Genomic DNA, 13,877 nt, shown 5'->3' with positions numbered 1-13,877 from the left:
GGCCACTGCCGTGCAGGTCAGGCAAATCAAGGCCTTGCGTGTTTTTTTGTCGGACAAGTGGCAAGCGTCTGTGACGGTATCGGTACAGCTCGGGTGACAGTTTGTACCGCTTCTGGCACAACCCGTGACCAGGCGGTCTTGCCAGCATTGCAAAGACCGGTTGGCTGGAGGATGCTGGGCACCACTTCACGCATGGGCCGATGAGCCTCGGGGAGAATAATAAGAAATGCACGACAACCATTTGAGTCGCCATGCCCGACAGGTTCTCACCGTCACCCAGGGCAAGCCGCATCTGCACGGCCCCGGTGCAGACCCGTCGATCGCCCGCTCGTGGCTGCGTTGTCTTGAGGACTATCACCTCGACCCGGCCCTGACCATGGCGCCGACCGTGCTCGAACACGGTCGTGTCCTCGAAAGCCGCGAACGCCTGCAGCAGGTGTTGCAGATCGCCGGCAATGAAATGAGCAGCCTGCACCAACAACTTTCCGGCGCCGGCCACGCGGTGCTGCTGACCGACGCCCGCGGGGTGATCCTCAATTGCGTCACGGCTCCTTCCGAACGCAAGATTTTCGAACGCGCCGGCCTGTGGCTGGGCTCCGACTGGAGCGAAGCCTGCGAAGGCACCAACGGCATCGGCACCTGCCTGGTGGAGCGCCAGGCCCTGACCATCCATCAGGACGAACACTTTCGTGGTCGCCACACCGGCCTGACCTGCTCGGCGAGCCCGGTGTTCGACCCCCACGGCGAGCTTCTGGCTGTACTCGACGTCTCTTCGGCGCGGCCGGACGTTTCGCGGCAGAGTCAGTTCCACACCATGGCGCTGGTCAATCTGTCGGCGAAGATGATCGAGAGCTGCTATTTCCTGCGCTGTTTCGATAATCAATGGCTGCTGCGTTTCCATCTCCAGGCCGAATCCGTCGGGCTGTTCAGCGAAGGGCTGCTGGCGTTTGACGGGGAAGGGCGGATCAGTGCGGTCAATCAGAGCGCATTGAACCTGCTGGGGCACATTCGTGGCGGCCTGCTCGGCAAACCGGTGGAGGCATTTTTCGATTGTTCGCTTGATGAGTTGCTCGGGCGCGCCAGTGCCCATGCCAGCGCGAGCTGGCCGCTTCGCACCCGTGACGGGCGGCATCTGTTTGCGGTGTTGCGCGGAGAGGCACGCAAGCCGTCTCCCGTCTTGCCCAAACCGCCGGTTTCCGAGGCACCGCGTCTTGCCGGCATTTGTCTGGGCGATGCCGGGCTGCAAGCGGATTTCCGCAAGGCCTTGCGGGTGTTCGAGCGCGACGTGCCGCTGCTGATCAACGGCGAAACCGGCTCCGGCAAGGAAGCGTTCGCCAAGGCTGTGCACAACGCCAGTCAGCGCGCGAGCAAGGCTTTCGTCGCCCTCAACTGCGCGGCGATCCCCGAAAGCCTGATCGAGAGCGAACTGTTCGGCTATCGCGGCGGCAGCTTCACCGGTGCGCGCAAGGACGGCATGCGCGGCAAGTTGCAGCAGGCCGACGGCGGCACGTTGTTCCTCGATGAAATCGGCGACATGCCACTGGCCTTGCAGACCCGGTTGCTGCGAGTACTGGAAGACCGGCAAGTGGTACCGATCGGTGGCGAGCCGGAAGCGGTCAATGTGCGGATCATCAGTGCCACGCACCGCAATCTGCTGGAGCGAGTGGCGGACGGCAGTTTCCGTGAGGATCTGTACTACCGGCTCAACGGGCTGGAAGTGGCGTTGCCGCCGTTGCGCGAGCGCGGTGACAAATCCCAATTGCTGGATTTCCTGCTGGCCGAAGAGGCGGGTGGAGAAACGATCCTGATCGAAGAGCCGGCGCGCCGGGCGTTGCTCGGGTTCAACTGGCCGGGCAATGTGCGGCAGATGCGCAATGTGCTGCGCACGCTGGCGGCGTTGTGCGATGAAGGGCGGATCGGGCTGGATGACTTGCCGGCGATGTTCCGGCAGGTGCAGCCGCTGTTGGTCAAAGCCGATGAAGCGTCGTCCGGGCAGCCGCTGGAGGATGCCGAGCGGCTGACATTGCTCAATGCGCTGGAACATACGCGCTGGCAGATGACCCACACGGCGCAGCAGTTGGGCGTCAGCCGAAATACGCTCTATAGAAAATTGCGCAAGCACGGGATCGAGCGGCGTATCAGTTAAAAGCCCCTCACCCTAACCCTCTCCCTTGGGAGAGGGCTAGGGTGAGGGGCGCGATCTCAAGTCGGACACACATTCATACCTCCACCCCTCAATCAGCTAAAGAGTGCGATTTCCCCCTCCCTGCGCTAACCTGCGGCCATGTTTTACGAGGTCGACTATGCACATTCATATTCTGGGTATCTGCGGGACTTTCATGGGCTCGATGGCGGTTCTGGCCAAAGAGCTGGGCCATCACGTGACCGGCTCCGATGCCAACGTCTATCCGCCGATGAGCACCCAGCTCGAAGCCCAGGGCATTCAACTGACCCAGGGTTACGACCCGGCGCAGCTTGATCCGGCACCGGATCTGGTGGTGATCGGCAATGCCATGTCCCGTGGCAATCCGGCAGTCGAGTATGTGCTGAACAAAGGCCTGCCGTATGTCTCCGGCCCGCAGTGGCTGGCGGATCACGTGCTGCAAGGTCGCTGGGTGCTGGCGGTTGCCGGTACGCACGGCAAGACCACCACCAGCAGCATGCTCGCCTGGGTGCTGGAACATGCCGGCATGAGCCCGGGCTTCCTGATCGGTGGCGTACCGCAGAACTTCTCGGTGTCGGCGCGTCTGGGCGGCACGCCGTTCTTCGTGATCGAGGCCGACGAGTACGACAGCGCGTTCTTCGATAAACGTTCGAAGTTCGTCCACTACCGTCCGCGCACCGCGATCCTCAACAACCTTGAGTTCGATCATGCGGATATCTTCCCTGATCTGCCGGCCATCGAACGCCAGTTCCACCACCTGGTGCGGACCATTCCGAGCGAAGGTCTGGTGATCCACCCAACCACCGAACCGGCCTTGCAGCGCGTGATCGAAATGGGCTGCTGGACCCCGGTGCAAACCACGGGTGCCGGCGGTCAGTGGCAGGTCAAGCTGTTGAAGGATGACGGCTCGGCGTTCGAAGTGATGTTCGAAGGCGTCTCCCAGGGCGTAGTCGAGTGGGAATTGACCGGCCAGCACAACGTCGCCAACGCCTTGGCCACTCTGGCCGCAGCACGTCACGTCGGTGTCGTGCCGTCCATGGGCATTGCCGGGCTGAGCGCGTTCAAGAGCGTCAAACGCCGGATGGAAAAAGTCGCGGAAGTACGCGGCATCACCATCTATGACGACTTCGCCCACCACCCGACCGCGATTGCCACCACCCTCGAAGGCCTGCGTAAACGCATCGGCGATGCGCCGCTGATCGCGATCATCGAGCCGCGCTCCAACTCGATGAGGCTCGGTGCTCACCGTGACGGCCTGCCGGACAGCGTGGTCGATGCCGATCAGGTGATCTGGTACGCCCCGGCCAACCTCGGTTGGGACCTGGCGGGCACTGCCGCGCTGTGCACCGTGCCGTCGATCGTCAGTGATTCGCTGGAAGGTATCATCGAACGCGTGAAAAGCCAGGCCCGGCCCGGCACCCACGTGGTGATCATGAGCAATGGCGGCTTCGGCGGCCTGCACGGCAAACTCGCCGAGGCGCTGAAATGAACACTCGCTTTCAGGACGGCGGCCCGGAACGCATCACACTGGCGATGACCGGCGCGTCCGGCGCCCAGTACGGCTTGCGCCTGCTGGATTGCCTGGTGCGCGAGGATCGCGAGGTGCATTTCCTGATCTCCAAGGCCGCGCAACTGGTGATGGCCACCGAGACGGACGTGTCGCTGCCGGCCAAGCCACAGTTGATGCAGGCGTTCCTCACCGAATACACCGGTGCGGCGGCCGGGCAGATCCGCGTGTATGGCAAGGAAGACTGGATGTCGCCGGTGGCCTCGGGCTCCGGCGCTCCGGCGGCGATGGTGGTGGTGCCGTGTTCGACCGGCACCTTGTCGGCCATCGCCACTGGCGCCTGCAACAACCTGATCGAACGGGCGGCGGACGTGACGTTGAAGGAGCGTCGCCAGTTGATTCTGGTGCCGCGCGAAGCGCCGTATTCGAGCATTCACCTGGAGCACATGCTCAAGTTGTCGAACATGGGCGTAACCATCCTGCCTGCTTCGCCGGGCTTCTATCACCAGCCGCAGACCATCGATGACCTGATCGATTTCGTGGTTGCGCGGATTCTCAATCTGCTGGGCATTCCCCAGGACATGCTGCCGCGCTGGGGCGAGCACCATCTGAGCAGCGATGAATAAGCTGCTGGCGATCCTGCTGATAGTGCAACTGACCGGCTGCGCAACCGCGCGCACGCTGGATGCCGCCAAACCCGGCGCACCGGTGGTTTATTCCGGCACGCGACTGGATTTGTACGCCATGAACGGTGGCTGTTGTGCGATGGATCGGTTTGGCGCCGAAGCGCCGAGCTATCCCGGCGTGGATCTGCCGGCCAGCGCATTGCTCGATACCCTGCTGTTGCCGTTGTCGTTGCTGACGGTGATTGGTGTGGGGTTCCAGGCGACGGGGGGATTGTGACAACGCCCGGCTCCGCCAGACAGGGGGAGCCAGGGCCGTCATTTACAGAGTGATGGTTTACGCAGGGAAAACGATGTCGTTGGAAAAAATGTCTTTTCCCGCCGGCAACGCGATAACGCGTTTGCCGGCCTTCGCTACTTCATCGATCAATGCGTCATATTCGTGCCGGTTCAATTCCCCTGCACGCGTGCGTGCTTCGATGGCGGTCACAGGATCCTGACTCGAGCCGGCCGCCTGTTCACCAGCCTGCAAATGGACATCGTCCACCAGGGCCGCACGCGTCATGGCTGAGTTGACCATCCAGACCCTCCTTGACGTGAAACCGTTGCGGGACATCGAAACATGGCCCTCCATTTTCATGCTCGGGAACATTGTTTTGTTGTCCGAGGGGCTTCTGTTGAGCGGTGCCGAGTTGTAGGCGCGATTATCCTGTCCTGAAACCACCTCGTGATCACGTGTATCGAGCAGGTAGCAAAACCTGATGCGTTGAGACGGTGGCGTCGAGGGGCGGCTATCTTTCTGGTGCGGTTCGTTCCCTGTCTGCGGGGCTGTTGGGCGGGGGGCGACAACTTTGATGGTTTCATTGGCAAAATCCATGGCGGTCCTGAGTCTGAACATCGCGCTGAAGGGCACTTCACTCGTCGTGCCTGCAACCGAGAATGTCTGCGGAAGCAGGGCGCCCGGTCGGGCTATTTCGAAGGGTGTTCGGTTACTCATTGCGAACATGGCGGGAATGTCGGTTCTGTAGAGATAATCCTGTCGATTACGTTTAAAACCACCGCGCAGCAGCAACTCCTGGAAGAAGGGTCGTGTCAGGCTGGCCTTCATCAGACTGTTGCCTTCCCCCATGTTCCTCAGCCTGATGATTTCGTCATGCAACTCCGGCAGGAACGGATCGAAAAGTTTCTTGTCGGTCGCCACCAGCGTACGAGCCTGTTGGTTCTCGACCCATTTGGGGACTTCATCATTTATCCGTTTGTTGAACTGCCCTGTCGGCGATAACTCCGTACCAAGTCGCACGAGCTGCCGGATGGACAGATTGTAGGGGCGGAATCGATCAATGATCTGCTCTCGGGATTTGAGCGGAGAGTCAGGGTTGGTCCAAAGCCGCAGGTATTCGAGCATCTCTTCACGTCGGGAAGGAAGTTCGCGTTGTTTCACCCATTCAGGCTGTTTCAAGTGCAGCGCGACGTCCTGACGAAAGCGCAGGATATCTTCCCCTTCGATCCGGTACAGATTCCAGATATCGATGTCTCGCCAGTAAGGTCGAAATGCCCGCTGGCTGACCGAGTACTTTATCGGCCTGACGATGGTCAGGTCTGAACCATCGGGGAACGCCATCTGGGTAAGCGGGCCGTAGCTGTCGTCCAGCTCGGGCTTGCGCTTCATCTCGACGTAACCGTGATTGTTCGGTTTGTCGAGATCCCAGGTGTAGTAACGCTGATCGCCGTACGCTGGCGTGCTATCCGTTGTTTCGGGCGAATCGGGTGTCAGGTGGCGTGACGGTGGAGTGTCGGGCGCAGGCAGGCGCGACAACGGGGGCTGCGGAGCTGGAGCGTTGCGGTGCAAAGTAACCGACTCAAGATTTTTCACCCACTCGGCGGGTGTGCGTTTCTGATGCGCCAAGAGGCTTATGAACATGTCGCGATCCATATCCTGACCTGACCAGCGGTACAGCTCCTCAAACAGGTAGGCGTTTTCCATCCTTTGTGTCCGGACTGTGGCCCACTGGGGTTTCTTGTGGGTGCGCTCGGCTTCGGTGCGGAAGCGCGCGATGTCTTCGCCCTGAAGGCCGTAGAGATCCCAGATGTCGCGGTCTGTCCAGGCAGGTAGCAGTTCGGCGGGTTGATTGATGGGGTACGAGGGTGGATCAACACGGACAAACGCTCCGCTATCGTCCCTGAAGGCATGGTGTGACGGAGGCCCGACCGAGTCGTCCTTCCGCATTTTTCGGTGCATGACCACATAGCCATGGTGATGAGTGGTGCTGCTGTCCCAAACGTAATTCCGGATGTCGATGTAAACCAGTGCTGTGTTCGATGATGCCTGGGGAGCGGGTCCCTGCGCAGGGATGTCTTGCGAATTGTCGGCCTGCCGATGTATCACTGACTCGATCAGAGGTCTGGTGTCTGGCGGGTCGCCGACTCGCCAGGTATTGCTTTGAGTGTCGAAGTGCAGTGGCGGGCCAGAGGGGCGCGACTCCTGTTGACGCTTGGCCCGGTAGGTTCCAGCGCCCTCGTCCCATTCCACCATGACAGTCATGGTCGTGGTGAATTGCACCTCGGCATAAATGCGCCCCCTGTGGACACGTAGTCCTTCGGCATTGGCGCCAGGCAGTTGCGCCAGCACCTGTGGCGCAAGCCCGTAGTGACGGATTGATTCGGTCGGGTGCGGTTCTCTTGTTGAGAGGCTCTCACTTTCCCTGATTGTGGGGAGCCGGTCCTGAATCTGTATTGTGGACAGCGTGTTGCTTGAACCCGGTAGCGTCACCAGCGGTTGGTCGGGCGCTCGGGTCTCCGGACCGGCGGGTCGAATCGCCCCGGGAAACTCAAGACGCGGAATTGCCGGGGGAGCCGATATATCGATCGGGTGACGGGGGGCGCCAGGGTTTTTCGGGATGGGGTTTTTGGGTGCCATCAAGGAATCCTTTCATTGATTGTCTGAGGTTTGAGGCAATGTCATCCCATATGCGAGACGACAACAGACGCAGGTGCAGGCAGGCACCCTATCGATGGAAGGGAAGAGAGGTGTGGTAAATAAGTAGAGCGAGGGTACCGAGTTGATTCAGCTTGTTTCGTCTGCGGGCCGTTCGGCACGAGTCTTCCGACCGTTACTCCAGCAGCCCGGAAAGCCCGTGTCGAACCGCATGGCAGGCGTGATTACTTGCCGAGCTTTCTCAATTCATCCGACTCGACGATCCGCACCCCGTCCTGTTCCTCCAGTGCCAGGCGCCACATGGCCCGGGCCAGTTGGCAGGCTTCGATGCCACGGTACTTGCCGGGAATCAGTTTAGAGAAGGGCGCGGCAAGCTGTTCGCCCAGACGTGGTTCGCTGCGGTCACCCAACAGCAGCGAAGGCCGGCAAATGGTGAGCTGCGGCCAGTCCTGCGCGCGCAATGCGTGTTCCATCTCGCCTTTGACCCGGTTGTAGAAAATCGAGGAGCGGCGGTCGGCCCCCAGGGCACTGATCACGATCAGGTGCCGTGCACCCATTTCCCGGGCGCGCTTGGCGAACGCCACCACCATGTCCAGATCCACGGCGCGAAACGCCTCTTCGGAGCCGGCCTGTTTGATGGTGGTGCCGAGGCAGCAGTAGGCGATATCGACACGACCGGCCAGTTGCGGCAAGAAGGTCTGTGGGTCGCCGACCGGGTTTTCCAGGTGTGGATGTTCGGCCAGTGGCCGGCGTGAAGGGGCCAGGACACGGGTGATCGTCGGCTCGTTGAGCAAACGGTCGAGCAGGTGCTCACCCGTCAGCCCGGTGGCTCCGGCAAGCAATACATGCTGAGGCGTCAAGTACATAGTGTCTCTCCCTTGATACTGTTCAGCTTAGTTGCTGTTTGTCGCTCCGTCGTTCAACGCAGCACTTTGCAACGCTTTTCTCGCTTGTTGTTTGCGCAGCAGTTGCCAATGTGCGAGCACGGTTTTCGGTGCCCAGATCTGCGGTTCCGAGGCTTCGAAGTTGTCCGCCAGCTCACGTTCTGCAACGGTGGCTTTGGCCAGTTTGAAGGCTTGCTCCAGATCGTCGGTCTGGTTCAGCGCCTGGGCAAACAGGGCATCGCCGAAATAGGTGAAGTTGGCCTCTTCGGAGCAGCCGAACGATACGCGGTCGGCGCGCGAGGCGGTCATGATCAGCGTGCGTTCGTCTTTAAGTGCCGGAATGAAACCACCGGAATAGCACGAGGAGATGACAATGATCTTGTCGCGGTTCTTCAGCGGTGCGAGCACGGCGGCGAGTTCGTCGGCGGGCAGGTCGGCCAGTTCCATGCGCGGCTGGTCGAGCACCAGTTCGTGTTCGGCGGTGCCGTGGCTGGTCAGATAGATGAACACCAGGTCTTCCGGGCCAGTGCGTTCGGCCAGGGTCAGTGCTGCGCGACGCAGGTTTTCGCGGGTAGCCATCGGCCGGTCGCCGAGGTGGTCACGATGATTGACCAGACGAATCTGGCCAAAGGCACCGAAACGGCTGGCGAGCATGTTGGCCACGTAGTCGGATTCGCGCAGGAATACGCTTTGCTTGCCGTCGCCGCCGAGGGTCAGGGTGTATAACTCTACCGCCGGAGTCGAGGCTGGCACATTGGCCAGCGCTTCGTCGAGCAGGCGGCCCTGAGCCAGCAGGCCGAGTTCGAGTGTGTCCGGCAGCAATTTTCCGTCGGCATCACGCACGCGCTGGCCATTGATCCAGGTGCCGCTGAGCACGGTGCCGTCGGTCAGCACCAGGGTGCCGCGTCCCGCGTAGCTGTCGCTGTCGAATCCGCCGATATAGAAACTGCCATCGGACAGATTCAGACGGCCCTGGCCACTGAAACGCCAGTCGTTGAAATAGCCGATGTAATGGCTGCCGTCGGCGCCGATCAGTTCGCCCTTGCCGGTCAGTGCGCCTTCCTTGAACTGGCCGAGCCAGACGTCGCCGTCGGCATTTTCGTAGCGGCCCTTGCCGTGCAGTTGATTGTTCTTGAAGCCGCCGACATAGATGTCACCGTCGGCGCTGTTGAAGGTGCCGTTGCCTTCGAGCTGGCCATTGATGAAATGGCCGCTGAACTGATTGCCGCTGGCGTCGCCGCGCTGGCCTTCACCGTTGGGTTTGCCGTGGGCGAACTGGCCCTGATAGGAACTGCCGTCGTCCAGTTCCAGACGACCGAGCCCGGAATACTGGTCGTCCTTGAATTCGCCGCGATAGGTCATCGCGTTTTCCTTGAGGGTGCCTTCGCCTTCGCGCCGGCCAAGCTTGAAACCGCCGGTGTAGCTGCCGCCGTGAGTGGTCAGCGTGCCCTGGCCATCGAACAGGCCTTGCTGGAAATTGCCGCGATAGACCTCGCCGTTGCTGCCGTGCCATTCGCCCTGGCCATGCCACTGGCCTTTGTCGAACGTGCCCGCGTACCAGCTGCCGTTGGGGTAGTCGACCCGGCCCTGGCCTTGCAGCAGGCCGTTGACCAGTTCGCCGCGATAGCGTCCGCCGTCGGGCAGGCGTGCGTCCGGGGGCAGCAGCGATTCGCCGTCGCCGCAAGCGGTGAGCATCAGGGTCAGGGCAAACGGTGCAAGAGCAGCAAGTTGGCGCATAGCGGGATCCGGGCAATTAGGCGACCGAGTATGCCGTAGCTATGTGACCTTATACAGCCGGCAGAGAGGAGTGGATGCGAAACCGCGTGAGCCGTTTCGCATCCCGGCACTCAGACGAAGCAGAGTGACAGCGGTTCGGCGATGTAGGCCGGTTTGTCCGAGCCTTCGATCTCCAGGGTGGCGGTGGCCTTGAGCAGCCACTGGCCGGGTTTTTTCTCGGTCACTTCACCGAGGTCGACCTTGAGCCGGACCCTGGAGTTGACCTTGACCGGCTGGATGAAACGCACGCTGTCCAGGCCGTAGTTGACCACCATCTTCACGCCTTGCGGCAGGATCAGGATGTCTTCCATCAGTTTGGGGATCAGCGACAACGACAGGAAACCGTGTGCAATGGTGCTGCCAAATGGCGTTTGCGCGGCTTTGACCGGGTCGACATGGATGAACTGATAATCCCCGGTGGCTTCGGCGAACAGGTTGATGCGCTCCTGATCGATGGTGAGCCATTCGGAACGTCCGAGTTCCTTGCCGACATAATCTTTGAGCTCTGCAACTGGAACATAGGGCATTGAGACTCTCCTTGGGTTCATCGGTTTTATAGTTTTTCAGGTGGGGGATTTGACCGCCCTGCGAACCACTGTAGATCATCATGGCGATTTGCTCAGGTCAACCGACCATGCTTTTGGCGAATGCCGATCCATAGCGCAGGCGTGCTTATAATGCCGACGACTTGCGGGTTGGAAAGTAAGACGGAGATGACGGATGTTGCTACGCGGCCTGACGTGGCTGGTGCTGTTTCAATTGCTCGGCACGGCCCTCAATCATTTGCTGTTGCCGGTGCTGCCGGGGCCGATCATCGGCCTATTGCTGTTGCTGGTGTTCCTGATCGTGCGCGGTGAAGTCAGCGAGCCGCTGAACCTGGCTGCCGGCAGTCTGTTGCGTTATCTGCCGTTGCTGCTGGTGCCGCCGGCGGTGGGCGTGATGGTCTATGCCACGGCGATTGCCGCGGATTTCTGGGCCATCGTCGGGGCGCTGGTGTTGTCGCTGATTCTGTCCATGGCCTTTGCCGGGGTGCTGATGCAACGACTGGTAAAACGCCATGCGCCGCATTCGGAGGAATCCTGATGCTGTTCGATTGGCAAGGTGCCTGGGCGTCGGTGATTCATCATCCATTGTTCGGCATCGGTATCACCCTGGGTGCCTATCAACTGGTACTGGCGGCGTTCGAGAAAACCCGCTGGATTTTCCTGCAACCGGTGCTGGTTTCCATGCTGCTGGTGATCGGCGTGCTGGTCGGTTGCGGCCTGACTTACGTCGAGTACCGCAAGAGCACCGAGATCCTCAGCATTCTGCTGGGCCCGGCGACCGTCGCGCTGGCGGTGCCGCTGTATCTGAACCTGCGGCGCATCCGCCAATTGTTCTGGCCGATTTTTACTACGCTGGTGATAGGCGGGGTGGTCGCCACGGGCATGGGCGTGGCGCTGGGCTGGTGGTTCGGTGCCGATCACATGATCCTGATGACCATGGCACCGAAGTCGGTGACCTCACCGATCGCCATGCTGGTGGCCGAGCAGATCGGTGGCGTCGCGGCGCTGGCGGCCGTGTTCGTGCTGATCACCGGGGTGATCGGCGCGATCTTCGGCCCCGCGTTGTTGACCCGCCTCGGTGTGCACAGTCCCGAGGCTCGCGGCATGGCGCTGGGCATGACGGCGCATGCGGTCGGTACGTCGGTGGCGTTGCAGGAAAGTGACGAGTGCGGCGCCTTCGCGGCACTGGCGATGAGTCTGATGGGCGTGGCCACGGCGGTGTTCCTGCCGTTGGCGGTGTCGATGGTGGTGTAAGGAAATGTCTATGAGTCTGCCGCTTTTTCCGCTGAACACGGTGCTGTTTCCCGGCTGCAATCTGGATTTGCAGATCTTCGAGGCACGCTACCTGGACATGATCGGTCGCTGCATGAAACAGGGCGGCGGCTTTGGCGTGGTGTGCATTCTCGACGGCCATGAAGTCGGCGCCGCCCCCGAAGGTTTCGCCATGGTCGGATGCGAAGCGCGGATCACTGATTTCCAGCAGCAGGACAACGGGCTGCTGGGCATTCGGGTGCAGGGCGGGCGCCGCTTTCTGGTGCAGCGCACCGAAGTGCAGCGTGATCAACTGATCGTCGCCGAGGTCGAGTGGCTGGACGAAGAACCCGAGCAACCCTTGCAGGATGAAGATGCCGATCTGGTGGCCTTGCTCAAGGCCCTCGCCGAGCACCCGATGGTCGAGGCGCTGAACATGGGCATCGAGGCGGCAGGGCAGCAGTCGCTGGCCAATCAGTTGGCCTACCTGTTGCCGTTCGCCGAAGAGGACAAGATCGACCTGCTGCAACTCGACGACCCGCAGCAGCGACTGGATGCGATCCAGGCGCTGCTCGATGAGTTGCAGGGCGAGTTGTTCGCCTAGAGCGACTTACTCGGGCCAGACGATATCGTTGGCGAACCACTCTTTGCCCTTGTCCAGTGTCAGGATCGGCTTGCCTGCCAACGCAACCTTGTCGATCAGGGCGTCATACTCATGCCGGTTGAATGCACCACTGTGGGTGCGCTCTTCAATGGAATCGCCGTATTGTGCCTGCTCGCCAATGTCATCGACCTTCGCTGCGCGAGTGAACGTTGAGTCGAGCAGCCACAGGCGCTGCGACTCGATGCCCCGCTTCGAGGTCGATATCAGTGCCTCGAGTTCATCGTCGGGAAACCACGCACCCTTGCGGGTGGCTGCGTCATTGAGGAAGTGGTTCTCCTCCCTGAGGACCACTTCCAGCTTTCGCGTGTCGATGACGTAGGCGAATATGAACTGCTGATTGTGACGGATCGTTTCATAGTTGCGCTCGGAGTCCAGTTCCACGTCGGATACATCAGACCAGTCGTTGTCCGATTCGCCCGACTCGACATCCGGCTCGCCGGGCTTTCTGCCGGGGAATTTGTTTTTCTGGTTGTTGTAGCGCAGGTATTCCGGATCGGGGGACTCGGTGCCGCGGCCGGCGTATCCCCTGACCAGCTCAAGGCTGACCGTGGCGCTGATCGGTTTCTCCGTTGTCGCGCCACGGGGATGCTTCAGGCGCGGCAGCATCCGGCTGTCGTTATAGAGCTCGAAAGGCGTGCGCTCATCGCCCCTGAACAGAGCGGGAATGTCGGTGCGGTACAGACAGTCGCTGCTGTTGCGCAAATAACCCAGCTTCGCAAGAAAGGCCTCGAGAAACTCTCTGCTGACACTTTCATCGAAGTCGCCCAGACCGTGGCGCAGCAGCTTGCCGTTGCGCAATGGCAGGAGCAGCGGTTCGATTTCCTGGTGGAGCGCATCGAAGCGGGTCGGATCGTTTACGTCCATTGAGCGAAGCTTGTGGCTGTCCGCCCAGCGGGGAAGCATCGACGGATTGGTGATCAAGTCGTCGCGCAATCGCACGTGCTGGCGAGGGGAAAGATTGTAGGAACGCAACAGTACGACGCGTTCACCGTGGGTCAATTGTGGATACAGCCGCTTGAAGTGTTCGTTCAACAACTCGGTAGTGGCGGCCTTCAACTGCACCGTCAACGGTTCGGGCGAAGGTTGCTTGCTTGATACAACCGCTGCGCTGTCCGTGTCCGTCGGGTGCGGTCGTTTCAGCGGCCTGGACAGGCTCCAGGTTGTCTCACCGGTATTTCGGTAGAGGGCCGGGCCGGGCGCGAGTTTCTTGTAGAGATCCATTGCCCGGAAAGTGTCCAGGTTGGTATCGAACTCCACGTATACCGTGCCGACCCCTTTTACATCGACGAACTGGCGCCCGACGATGTAACGCAGGCCTTCTTCGTTGGCCGGTTGCATGTTGCGCAACAGTCCGGGGGGCAGCAGGTAGCCGTTCAAGACCGTGGCTGTTTGCCGGGAGCCTGCTGGCAGGTCCGATATCTGTACTCGTGGCGGTTCGGATGTGCCGACTGCGGGGGGTGTATACCCCGGGTTTTGACCGCGTGGCGTGAATGGGTCGGGCGATGGAAAGTGCGGCGACTGTGGAAGC

General features: G+C 61.0%; 12 protein-coding genes. 7 read left to right on the top strand and 5 right to left on the bottom strand.

The genetic code is table 11. The features are described from left to right. Positions 1 to 226: 226 nt before the first annotated feature. The 4 genes from ACKLNA_RS24540 (at position 227) to ACKLNA_RS24525 (ending at position 4,574) form a co-directional block, all read left to right on the top strand. Positions 227 to 2,146, top strand: coding sequence for a sigma-54-dependent Fis family transcriptional regulator (locus ACKLNA_RS24540; RefSeq protein WP_408987357.1), 1,920 nt, complete (start codon positions 227 to 229; stop codon positions 2,144 to 2,146). Between the two features lie 157 nt (positions 2,147 to 2,303). Next, positions 2,304 to 3,653: a UDP-N-acetylmuramate:L-alanyl-gamma-D-glutamyl-meso-diaminopimelate ligase gene (gene mpl / locus ACKLNA_RS24535; protein ID WP_408987356.1), complete on the top strand. Its 1,350-nt coding sequence runs from the start codon at positions 2,304 to 2,306 to the stop codon at positions 3,651 to 3,653. Continuing rightward, on the top strand, positions 3,650 to 4,297 hold the full coding sequence (gene ubiX / locus ACKLNA_RS24530; RefSeq protein WP_085712297.1) for a flavin prenyltransferase UbiX: 648 nt from the start codon (positions 3,650 to 3,652) through the stop codon (positions 4,295 to 4,297). The genes mpl and ubiX overlap by 4 nt, the downstream gene beginning before the upstream one ends. Next, the gene (locus ACKLNA_RS24525) at positions 4,290 to 4,574 is read left to right on the top strand and encodes a YceK/YidQ family lipoprotein (RefSeq protein ID WP_408987355.1); all 285 of its coding nucleotides are present in this window, start codon (positions 4,290 to 4,292) and stop codon (positions 4,572 to 4,574) included. The genes ubiX and ACKLNA_RS24525 overlap by 8 nt, the downstream gene beginning before the upstream one ends. Before the next feature lie 57 nt (positions 4,575 to 4,631). Here ACKLNA_RS24525 and ACKLNA_RS24520 read toward each other — a convergent pair whose 3' ends face one another. The 4 genes from ACKLNA_RS24520 to ACKLNA_RS24505 all read right to left on the bottom strand — a co-directional run bounded on the left by ACKLNA_RS24520 (position 4,632) and on the right by ACKLNA_RS24505 (position 10,416). Continuing rightward, positions 4,632 to 7,211, bottom strand: a complete 2,580-nt coding sequence (locus ACKLNA_RS24520; RefSeq protein WP_408987354.1) for a hypothetical protein — start codon at positions 7,209 to 7,211, stop codon at positions 4,632 to 4,634. 242 nt (positions 7,212 to 7,453) lie between these two features. Then, positions 7,454 to 8,095, bottom strand: coding sequence for an oxidoreductase (locus ACKLNA_RS24515; protein WP_085712294.1), 642 nt, complete (start codon positions 8,093 to 8,095; stop codon positions 7,454 to 7,456). A gap of 27 nt (positions 8,096 to 8,122) precedes the next feature. Further along, positions 8,123 to 9,850 (bottom strand): C13 family peptidase, encoded by a 1,728-nt coding sequence (locus ACKLNA_RS24510; protein ID WP_408987353.1) that lies wholly within the window; start codon positions 9,848 to 9,850, stop codon positions 8,123 to 8,125. A 110-nt stretch (positions 9,851 to 9,960) separates the two neighbouring features. After that, entirely contained in the window at positions 9,961 to 10,416 is a 456-nt protein-coding gene (locus ACKLNA_RS24505; RefSeq protein ID WP_134828222.1) for a MaoC family dehydratase, read from the bottom strand. A 193-nt stretch (positions 10,417 to 10,609) separates the two neighbouring features. Here ACKLNA_RS24505 and ACKLNA_RS24500 point away from each other — a divergent pair, with 193 nt between their 5' ends. Genes ACKLNA_RS24500 through ACKLNA_RS24490 form a run of 3 tightly spaced genes read left to right on the top strand, consistent with a single transcriptional unit; the run spans position 10,610 to position 12,289 of the window. Beyond that, positions 10,610 to 10,972, top strand: coding sequence for a CidA/LrgA family protein (locus tag ACKLNA_RS24500; RefSeq protein ID WP_408987352.1), 363 nt, complete (start codon positions 10,610 to 10,612; stop codon positions 10,970 to 10,972). Further along, the gene (locus ACKLNA_RS24495; RefSeq protein WP_096820777.1) at positions 10,972 to 11,688 is read left to right on the top strand and encodes an LrgB family protein; all 717 of its coding nucleotides are present in this window, start codon (positions 10,972 to 10,974) and stop codon (positions 11,686 to 11,688) included. Before ACKLNA_RS24500 ends, ACKLNA_RS24495 begins: the two co-directional genes overlap by 1 nt. 10 nt (positions 11,689 to 11,698) lie before the next feature. Next, positions 11,699 to 12,289 carry an LON peptidase substrate-binding domain-containing protein gene (locus tag ACKLNA_RS24490; protein WP_408987351.1) on the top strand — a complete coding sequence of 197 codons (591 nt, stop codon included), beginning with the start codon at positions 11,699 to 11,701 and terminating at the stop codon, positions 12,287 to 12,289. Positions 12,290 to 12,295: 6 nt separating this feature from the next. On the opposite strand, the gene ACKLNA_RS24485 is transcribed toward ACKLNA_RS24490, so the two are convergent. Then, positions 12,296 to 13,726 carry a hypothetical protein gene (locus ACKLNA_RS24485; protein WP_408987350.1) on the bottom strand — a complete coding sequence of 477 codons (1,431 nt, stop codon included), beginning with the start codon at positions 13,724 to 13,726 and terminating at the stop codon, positions 12,296 to 12,298. Between the last annotated feature and the right edge of the window lie 151 nt (positions 13,727 to 13,877).

It is taken from the genome of Pseudomonas sp. UV AK001 (assembly GCF_046097675.1).
GTDB classification, from domain to species: Bacteria; Pseudomonadota; Gammaproteobacteria; order Pseudomonadales; family Pseudomonadaceae; genus Aquipseudomonas; species Aquipseudomonas kribbensis.
This window is presented reverse-complemented; position numbering and strand designations above follow the sequence as displayed.

Bases quoted from the DNA above. Each gene is read 5' to 3' on its own strand.
- ACKLNA_RS24540 (WP_408987357.1), top strand. From the start codon at position 227: ATGCACGACAACCATTTGAGTCGCCATGCCCGACAGGTTCTCACCGTC.
- mpl (WP_408987356.1), top strand. From the start codon at position 2,304: ATGCACATTCATATTCTGGGTATCTGCGGGACTTTCATGGGCTCGATG.
- ubiX (WP_085712297.1), top strand. From the start codon at position 3,650: ATGAACACTCGCTTTCAGGACGGCGGCCCGGAACGCATCACACTGGCG.
- ACKLNA_RS24525 (WP_408987355.1), top strand. From the start codon at position 4,290: ATGAATAAGCTGCTGGCGATCCTGCTGATAGTGCAACTGACCGGCTGC.
- ACKLNA_RS24520 (WP_408987354.1), bottom strand. From the start codon at position 7,211: ATGGCACCCAAAAACCCCATCCCGAAAAACCCTGGCGCCCCCCGTCAC.
- ACKLNA_RS24515 (WP_085712294.1), bottom strand. From the start codon at position 8,095: ATGTACTTGACGCCTCAGCATGTATTGCTTGCCGGAGCCACCGGGCTG.
- ACKLNA_RS24510 (WP_408987353.1), bottom strand. From the start codon at position 9,850: ATGCGCCAACTTGCTGCTCTTGCACCGTTTGCCCTGACCCTGATGCTC.
- ACKLNA_RS24505 (WP_134828222.1), bottom strand. From the start codon at position 10,416: ATGCCCTATGTTCCAGTTGCAGAGCTCAAAGATTATGTCGGCAAGGAA.
- ACKLNA_RS24500 (WP_408987352.1), top strand. From the start codon at position 10,610: ATGTTGCTACGCGGCCTGACGTGGCTGGTGCTGTTTCAATTGCTCGGC.
- ACKLNA_RS24495 (WP_096820777.1), top strand. From the start codon at position 10,972: ATGCTGTTCGATTGGCAAGGTGCCTGGGCGTCGGTGATTCATCATCCA.
- ACKLNA_RS24490 (WP_408987351.1), top strand. From the start codon at position 11,699: ATGAGTCTGCCGCTTTTTCCGCTGAACACGGTGCTGTTTCCCGGCTGC.